General features: G+C 54.8%; 1 protein-coding gene. It reads right to left on the bottom strand.

What is annotated here, in order from left to right; translation table 11 throughout:
- Positions 1 to 1,421 (bottom strand): IS66 family transposase (gene tnpC, locus FE783_RS37235; RefSeq protein WP_138884449.1); only part of this gene is annotated, 1,421 nt, incomplete at its 3' end.
- Positions 1,422 to 1,506 lie beyond the last annotated feature (85 nt).

Raw genomic sequence — 1,506 nt, 5'->3', positions numbered from 1 at the left:
ACGGAGGTTAGGGAGGTGAGGACCGGGAGGCCTTGCTTACGGAGGGTAGAGATAAAACTGCGGGCACGAGCAAACTGTTCCGCCCCTTGCCAGGTGCGAAACGAACCGGAGATCTTTTGTTTCACTTTCGCCATGCGAATATCGCGCTCGGCTTGGTTATTGTCGAAGGGGACACGGGCATCTCGAATAAACCGGAGAATGGCCTCCTTATGAAGACGGAATCGTTCGCCCAGATTGGCGGCCTTACTTTTGCTTTTCCGGCCGCGGGGGCCTGTCTTTTCGCGGATTCGGCCGATCTGCCACTCGGACTCGCCCTGTCGGAGAATCTCGTCATAGCGCTGTTCGATGCGTGCTACCGTTTTCGGGGCCAACGCGCGTTTGGCTCGCCTTGCAGCCCTAACGAGCCGCCAACTTCCTTGCAACAACCGTTTCATCCGGATCGCCCAGCTGTGGTGATCGTACTCGGCGATCCCCTGGCATTCCCGCATCAAATGGGCACCGCACAAGGCATGCTCATACGCATACTTGTCTTTGAAATAGGGCATGTTGCAGTCGTGCACGAGAATGCCCCTGTAATTCGGCAAGATGCCCAAGTCATCGAAGGCCTGGGTGCCTCTACTGTCATGAATCGCTTGGTAGGTCCAGTCGGAGGTGGATACATTGTGCAGCCATTGCTTGCTTCCTTCGATTCGGATGCTTGTTTCATCCGCATGCGCTACCGGAGAAGTGAGCAGTTGCTTACAGATGATCTGCTCGTGAGGAGCCAGATTCGCATGCATCGTCTTCAGGTGGGATAACAACGTCGCCTCACTTGGGCGATGTTGGGTCAGATCGGCAAAGAACTGCCCGATTCGCTCCAAGGGCATCATCTGATACATGCTCAGATAGACGGTCCAGGCGGTAACGCTCTGTCCAAATTGAACCGGAGCGCGGACCTCGGCGGGAAAGGCGGCCTGTTGGAGGGCCATACAATGCGGACAACGGATTTTCTCCGCACGATGCTCCGTGACGATGAGGCGCGGTGGCGGCAGTTCAAACACTTGACGTCTCTCGTAACCCTCGCAGGTTCCTCCCGCCAGTGAGGTGGAACAGTGGGAACATAGGGCGAGCGTGTGAGTAATCTGAATATCCGGCTGCTCTACCATCTGCAACGTATGTCCTTCATGCCCCTTAGGCGCTCCTTTTTTGCCGCCGGGTTTGCGAAGATTGGTCGGTTTCCGGAAACCGTCGCTGGATGGCGGTTTGCTGCTGTTTTGACTGTTTTGCCCTAACTGACGCTCTAACTCGGCCACTCGATTTTCGAGTTCGACGATCCGTGCGGCCTGTTGATCGATGATGTCTAGCAACCGGGTAATGATCGCAGCAATTTCGCTTGGCGAACTGTGACTGATTCGTTCGATCTCTTCCGGACTCATTTTCATCAGTGGTCCCCTTTTCCATTTGAACTCGGTTACCCATTATTAACCAAGTTTTCTACGTTTGAAAAGGGGGGACCTAAGTAGTAAC

The sequence above is a fragment of the Paenibacillus mesophilus genome (assembly GCF_005938385.1).
Lineage (GTDB): Bacteria > Bacillota > Bacilli > Paenibacillales > NBRC-103111 > Paenibacillus_AB > Paenibacillus_AB mesophilus.
Note: the sequence above shows the minus strand (reverse complement) of the source record. Positions and strands in the feature narration are given on the sequence as shown.